A 6,960-nucleotide genomic window follows, 5' to 3' on the forward strand; every position below is an offset into this window, starting at 1 on the left:
CCGAGGAGGGACGTCCGACATGGCAGCCTTCGTGGACCGCGTGGTCCTGCACCTCACGGCCGGCAACGGCGGCCACGGCTGCGTCTCCGTGCGGCGCGAGAAGTTCAAGCCCCTCGGCGGCCCAGACGGCGGCGACGGCGGCAACGGCGGCGACATCACGCTCGTCGTGGACTCGCAGACCACCACCCTGCTCGGATACCACCAGGCGCCGCACCGCTCCGCCGAGAACGGCGGCCCCGGCATGGGCGACAACCGCTCCGGCAAGCATGGACAGGACCTGATCCTGCCGGTGCCGGACGGCACCGTGGTGAAGGACACAGACGGCAACATCCTCGCGGATCTGGTGGGGGAGGGCGCCACCTTCACGGCCGCCGCCGGCGGCCAGGGCGGCCTCGGCAACGCCGCGCTGGCCTCCAGGAAGCGCAAGGCACCGGGCTTCGCGCTGCTCGGCCTGCCCGGCGAGCAGCGGGACGTGGTCCTGGAGATCAAGACCGTTGCGGACATCGCCCTGGTGGGCTACCCGTCCGCCGGGAAGTCCTCGCTCATCGCTGCCCTCTCCGCGGCCCGCCCGAAGATCGCCGACTACCCGTTCACCACCCTGGTCCCGAACCTCGGCGTGGTGCAGGCCGGCGACGTCCGCTACACCGTGGCCGACGTGCCGGGCCTGATCCCCGGCGCCTCCGAGGGCAAGGGCCTCGGCCTCGAGTTCCTCCGCCACGTCGAGCGCTGCGCCGCACTGGTGCACGTGCTGGACTGCGGCACCTTCGAGTCCGACCGTGACCCCGTCAGCGACTTCGAGGCCCTCGAAGCCGAGCTCGAGGCCTACGCGGTGGAGCCCGTCTTCGCCCAGGGCGGCGCCGGTGTGGTCCCGCTCAACGAGCGCCCCCGCCTCGTGGCCCTGAACAAGACCGACCTTCCCGACGGTGCGGACATGGCGGACCTGGTCCGTGCGCAGCTCGAGGAGCGCGGCCTGCGCGTCTTCGACATCTCCGCGCTCGCCCACCAGGGCCTGGACGCCCTCAAGTACGCGATGGCCGAGCTCGTCGAGGCCGCCCGAGCCCAGGAGCCCGAGCCGGAGCACGCCGCGCCGGTCGAGGTGCCGCGCCGCCGCGCCAAGAAGGGCCAGAACCATGAGTTCGACATCCGCCGCGAGGAGCGCAACCTGCTGCCGCTGTTCCGCGTGCGCGGCCCGAAGCCCGAGCGCTGGGTCGCCCAGACCGACTTCACCAACGACGAGGCCGTCGGCTACCTCGCCGACCGGCTGCATCGCCTGGGCGTGGAGGACGGCCTGTTCAAGGCCGGCGCCAAGCCCGGCGACGCCGTCGTGATCGGCGACGACTCCACCGGTGTCCTCTTCGACTGGGAGCCCACCATCTCCACCGGTGCCGAGCTGCTCGCCGGCCCCCGCGGTTCCGACATCCGTCTGGAGGAGCGCACGCGCGCCACCCGCCAGGAGAAGCGCGAGGACCAGGACCGCCGCAAGGCCGCCCGCGCGGCCACGCGTGCCGAGATGGAGGCCGAGCGCCGCGCGGGCATCTGGACCGAGACCTACGACCGCGACGACGAGGACTGACCCCCTCCACCGCTTCCGGGCGGCCGGCGCGGGGGAGCTCCCGGTCGGCGACCCGGCCGCCGAACGACCACCGCCCCCCCGAGACATCGAGGAGAGTCCACCGCCCATGGCCGACCGCAAGACCGTCGTGTACCGCTACGCCACCCCCGCCACCGGAGGTGCGCCCGGAGAACCGAAGACGAACCCGGTCACCACCAGGGACACCCTCCAGGACGCACGCCGGGTGGTCATCAAGATCGGCTCCTCCTCCCTGACGACGGACCAGGGGCTGAACACCGAGGCCATCGACGCGCTCGTCGACCTGATCGCGTCGCTCCGCGAGCGCGGCACCCAGGTCGTGTTGGTCTCCTCCGGCGCGGTCGCCGCCGGCTTCCCGCAGCTCGGCCTGGCCCGCCGCCCGAAGGACACCGCGACCCAGCAGGCCGCCGCCGCTGTCGGCCAGGGCGGCCTGATGGCCTACTACTCGCAGTCCTTCGGCCGCTACGACACCACCGTGGCCCAGGTGCTGCTGACCGCGGAGGAGCTCATGCGCCGCGGCCAGTACATCAACGCCCACCGTGCGCTGGCCCGGCTGCTCACCCTGGACGTCATGCCGATCGTCAACGAGAACGACGCCGTGGCCACCCGCGAGATCCGCTTCGGCGACAACGACCGCCTGGCCGCCCTCACCGCCAACCTCGTCAAGGCCGACCTGCTCGTCCTGCTCTCCGATGTTGACGCCCTCTACACCGGCCACCCGTCGAAGCCCGACTCGCGCCGCATCGACTCGGTCGGATCGGACCAGGACCTTGCCGGCGTCGATGTCGCCACCCCGGGTTCGGCCGGCGTCGGCACCGGAGGCATGGTCACCAAGGTGGACGCCGCCGGCATCGCCGCGACCACCGGCATCCCGACCCTTCTGACCTCCGCCCCGAAGGCGGCGGCCGCGTTCGCCGGCGAGGACGTCGGCACCTGGTTCGAGGTCGCCGGCCGGCGCCGCTCCGCGCGCGCCGCCTGGCTCGGGCTGACCGCCGAGGTCCGCGGGCGGCTGGTGCTGGACGACGGCGCCGTCCGCGCCGTCATCGAGAACGGACGATCCCTCCTGGCCGCCGGCATCACGGAGTTCAGCGGCCAGTTCACCTCCGGCGACGTCGTGGAGATCGCGGACTCCCACGGGAAGGTGCTGGCCCGCGGCATGGTCCAGTACTCCTCCTCGCAGCTGCCGCGCATGCTCGGCCGCTCCACCGAGACCCTCAAGGAGGAGCTCGGAGCCGGCTACGACGGCGTCGTCGTCCACGCCGACGACCGGGTGAAGCTCGCTCCCTCGCACTCCGCCTACCGCTGATCCGGCGGGCGGGCACGCCCGCCGGCCGGCACCGATCAAGACCGAACGCACATCCTCATCCGCAGCCATCGACGAAGGGTGACTGACATGACCGAGAACCAGAACGCAGAGAACAAGACCGTCGACGCCATCCTCGAGATCTCCCGCCGCGCCCGCGCGGCCACCCCGGAGCTCGCGACCGCCGGCCGCGCCCGCAAGGACGAGACCCTGCAGGCCATCGCGGACGCCCTGCGCGCCTCCTCGACCGTGATCCTCGAGGCCAACGGGAAGGACGTGGAGCGGGGGCGCGAGAACGGCACCTCCGAGGCCCTGCTGGACCGTCTTCGCCTGGACAAGGACCGTCTGGAGGGCCTGGCCACCGCCGTCGAGGCCCTCGCCGCCCTGCCGGACCCGGTGGGCGTCGTCGTCCGCGGTCGCATGCTCCCCAACGGCGTGCGCATGCAGCAGACCCGCGTCCCGATGGGCGTGGTCGGCGCCGTCTACGAGGCCCGTCCGAACGTCACCGTGGACATCGCCGGCATCGCGCTGAAGTCGGGCAACGCCGTGGTGCTGCGTGGCGGCTCGGCGGCAAAGGACACCAACACCACCCTCATCGCGGTGCTGCGCCAGGCGATCGAGAACCAGGGCTTCGACCCGAACCTCGTCCAGGGCATCGACGACCTCGGGCGTGAGGGCGTCACGGCCCTGATGACCACCCACGGGGCCGTGGACGTGCTCGTCCCGCGCGGCGGCCGCGACCTCATCCAGAGGGTCGTCCGCGAGTCCCGCGTCCCGGTCATCGAGACCGGCGAGGGCAACGTGCACCTGTTCATCGACGAGTCCGCCCCGGTGCAGATGGCCGTGGACATCGCCGTGAACGCGAAGACCCATCGCACCTCCGTCTGCAACGCCGCCGAGACCCTGATCCTGCACCGCGGCGCCGAGGAGGCCTCCCGTGAGGTCCTGCGGGCCCTCACCCGTCTCGGCGTCCGCCTGCACGCCGACGCCGAGGCGATGACGCTCATGCCGCAGGGATCGGACCGCGGCGACAACGCCGTGGACCCGGTCGAGGCCACGGACGAGGACTGGGCCACCGAGTACCTGGACATGGAGATGGCCGTGAAGACCGTGGGCTCCCTGGCGGAGGCGGTGGAGCACATCACGCAGTACTCCACCGGCCACACCGAGGCCATCGTGACCAACGACCTGGCCAACGCGGACCGGTTCGTGCAGGACATCGACTCCGCCGCGGTGATCGTCAATGCGTCCACCCGCTTCACGGACGGCGGCGAGCTCGGCCTCGGCGCCGAGGTGGGCATCTCGACCCAGAAGATGCATGCCCGCGGCCCCATGGGGTTGGAGGAGCTGACCACCACGAAGTGGATCCTGCGCGGCGACGGCCAGATCCGGCGCTGATTCCGGGCTAGACTGGTTCCGACGCCCCTGCGCCGCCGTCAGCACGGTCCGGCGCGCTCATCCGATCGCACCGAGGAGCGAGAATGCTGAACTCCGCCATCGTCCTGGCCGCCGGCGAGGGCCACCACGTCGTCAACGAGCTGCCGATCCCGGCGCCGTGGTACGGCATCATCGTGTTCGTCAGCCTGATGTTCATGCTGCTGTGCATCATGGGCATGCGCTCCGTGGGCATCCGCCCGTCCGAGCCGGGCGACGAGGTCGTCCCGCACGGCCACGAGGCCCAGGGCCACGGCACCCCGCAGGCCCAGGGTCACGGCCGCTGACACCGCTGCCGCAGCGGCCCCGGGCGTTCCCCTCGAGCCCCGGGGGCCGCGGCGGCGTTGTCTTCCGACGTGAACGACACGCACCCGAACACGCCGTCCGCCGACGCCTCCGCGTCCGTGGGCGGCGCTGTCGCACCCGGGCCGGGGGAGCGGCGCTTCCGCCTGGGGATCATGGGCGGCACCTTCGATCCGATCCACCACGGTCACCTGGTGGCCGCGTCCGAGGTGGCGGCCCGCTACGAGCTCGACGAGGTCGTGTTCGTGCCCACCGGCCAGCCGTGGCAGAAGGCCGGACGGGACGTCTCCCCGGCCGAGCACCGCTACCTGATGACCGTGGTCGCCACCGCGTCGAACCCGCGTTTCACGGTCTCCCGCGTGGACATCGACCGTCCGGGCGCCACCTATACGGTGGACACGCTGCGGGACATCCGCCGCCAGCGACCCGAGGCGGAGCTGTTCTTCATCACCGGCGCGGACGCGCTGAGCCAGATCCTCACCTGGAAGGACATCGACGAGGTCTGGGACCTCGCGCACTTCGTCGGCGTGACCCGGCCGGGCCACAGCCTGACGGACTACGGTCTGGAGGGCGACATCTCGTTGCTGGAGATCCCGGCCATGGCGATCTCCTCCACGGACTGCCGTGAGCGCGTCGCGGCCGGCCGCCCCGTCTGGTACCTCGTGCCGGACGGTGTGGTGCAGTACATCAACAAGCACCGGCTCTACCTCAGGGCCGCTCCGAGCGGCACCGGGCACCGGGCAGACGGCTCAGGGGGCGAGGCAGACCGAGTCCACGACGACGGCACCCGCCGTCGCTGACCGGCTCGCCTCGTCGTCCGCGACGGCCTCCGACGTCTGCCCGACGTACCCCACCGACCACTTCCGAAGGAGATCCATGACCGTTCCGGAGATCACCCGCACCGCCCTGCTCGTGGCCGCCCGTGCCGCCGAGGACAAGCTCGCCGAGGACATCGTCGCCTTCGACGTCGCCGAGCGACTCGGCCTGACCGACGCCTTCCTCGTGGCCTCCGGCGCCACCGAGCGTCAGGTCAACGCCATCGTGGACGGCGTGGAGGAGGAGCTCCTCAAGCAGGAGCAGCTGAAGCCGATCCGCCGCGAGGGACGTTCTGACGGCCACTGGGTGCTGCTCGACTACGGCCACTTCGTGGTGCATGTGCAGCACGCCGAAGACCGCGAGTTCTACGCCCTCGACCGCCTCTGGAAGGACTCGCCGTCCATCGACCTGCAGCTGGAGGGCCACGCCTCCCCGGCGTCGGCGGGCGATCCTGAGCCCGAGGACCCGGCCGAGCCCACCAGGGACTGATCGGCTGTGCCCGTGCGTCTGATCCTGCTGCGACACGGTGAGACGGACTGGAATGCGGAGGACCGCTACCAGGGCCGCACGGACGTCGACCTCAACGCGACGGGGCAGCGCCAGGCCCGCGCCGCCGTCGCCCGGTTCCTCGCCGGTGCGCTCGAGGACGCCGACGAGCTGGTGGCTGTGGCCTCCCCGCTGACGCGCGCCCGTCGCACCGCGGAGATCGTCCTTGAGGCCGCCGTCGGAGACGCCGAGCTCACGCTCGACCCGGACCTCATGGAGCTGTACGGCGGGGACTGGGAGGGGCTGCGCCTGGCCGAGATCGCCGAGCGCTGGCCCGCTGAGCACGAGGCCTGGCGCGGCACCCCGGACCTGGACGCCGGTCCCGTGGCCGGGGAGACCCTCCGGGCCGGCGGTCAGCGCGTGTTGGCCGCCCTCGGTGAGCACGTGCCACCGACCTGGACCCCGGCGCGTGGAGCCGGGGAGCGTGCCCGCAGACCCCGGTCCTGCTGGCCGTCGCCCATGGCGGGGTCCTGCGCTCGGCCGTCGGGCAGCTGCTCGGCGCCGAAGGCGAGGACTTCGCCGCGCTCGAGCGGATCGAGAACGCCCGCGCTGTGGTGTTCGAGGGTGACTGTGCCGCCGGCGGGCCGGCGTCACGGCGGATCGTGGACGGGTGCTGGCAGCTGCGCGGCTACAACGTCTGAGTCGTGCACGGCGCCGATTTGGCGGCGCTGTCGGGTCCGGTGTACAGTAGTCGAGTTGCCAGCGCGACGAACGGACGGGAAACCTTCCGCGAACGCGGTGGAAACACCCTTTTTCGGGGGTATGGCGCAGTTGGTAGCGCGTCTGCATGGCATGCAGAAGGTCAGGGGTTCGAATCCCCTTACCTCCACGTAAGATGAGAAAATCGAAACTTGCCCCGCCTGATGGCGGGGCAGTTTTGTTTCTGCGGTGACGTGGCCCGGGGCGTCGATGCTGGTGTGGGCGAGGACGCTGGCTGTGGTCTGCTCAGGAGTGTAGGTGGCGTTCT

The 6,960-nt window shown here is 71.8% G+C and carries 6 protein-coding genes, 1 tRNA gene and 1 pseudogene; all 8 read left to right on the forward strand.

All coding sequences use genetic code 11. The features are described from left to right. Positions 1-19 precede the first annotated feature (19 nt). Positions 20-1,573 carry a GTPase ObgE gene (obgE, locus tag MLY01S_RS05905; protein ID WP_067190218.1) on the forward strand — a complete coding sequence of 518 codons (1,554 nt, stop codon included), beginning with the start codon at positions 20-22 and terminating at the stop codon, positions 1,571-1,573. Between the two features lie 106 nt (positions 1,574-1,679). Then, entirely contained in the window at positions 1,680-2,897 is a 1,218-nt protein-coding gene (gene proB / locus MLY01S_RS05910) for a glutamate 5-kinase (protein WP_067190220.1), read from the forward strand. A gap of 87 nt (positions 2,898-2,984) precedes the next feature. Continuing rightward, positions 2,985-4,292, forward strand: coding sequence for a glutamate-5-semialdehyde dehydrogenase (locus MLY01S_RS05915; protein WP_067190222.1), 1,308 nt, complete (start codon positions 2,985-2,987; stop codon positions 4,290-4,292). A gap of 83 nt (positions 4,293-4,375) precedes the next feature. Beyond that, positions 4,376-4,615, forward strand: a complete 240-nt coding sequence (locus tag MLY01S_RS05920; protein ID WP_067190226.1) for a hypothetical protein — start codon at positions 4,376-4,378, stop codon at positions 4,613-4,615. A 117-nt stretch (positions 4,616-4,732) separates the two neighbouring features. Continuing rightward, positions 4,733-5,431 carry a nicotinate-nucleotide adenylyltransferase gene (gene nadD, locus MLY01S_RS05925; protein WP_255218010.1) on the forward strand — a complete coding sequence of 233 codons (699 nt, stop codon included), beginning with the start codon at positions 4,733-4,735 and terminating at the stop codon, positions 5,429-5,431. Positions 5,432-5,507: 76 nt separating this feature from the next. Continuing rightward, a complete protein-coding gene (gene rsfS, locus MLY01S_RS05930) occupies positions 5,508-5,936 on the forward strand; it encodes a ribosome silencing factor (RefSeq protein WP_067190228.1) in 429 nt (142 codons plus the stop codon). A gap of 12 nt (positions 5,937-5,948) precedes the next feature. Continuing rightward, positions 5,949-6,314, forward strand: a pseudogene (locus MLY01S_RS12950) (histidine phosphatase family protein); the annotation flags it as partial. Between the two features lie 435 nt (positions 6,315-6,749). Next, a tRNA-Ala gene (locus MLY01S_RS05935) sits at positions 6,750-6,822 on the forward strand. Positions 6,823-6,960: the final 138 nt, after the last annotated feature.

Source organism: Micrococcus lylae NBRC 15355, from assembly GCF_001570885.1.
Lineage (GTDB): Bacteria > Actinomycetota > Actinomycetes > Actinomycetales > Micrococcaceae > Micrococcus > Micrococcus lylae.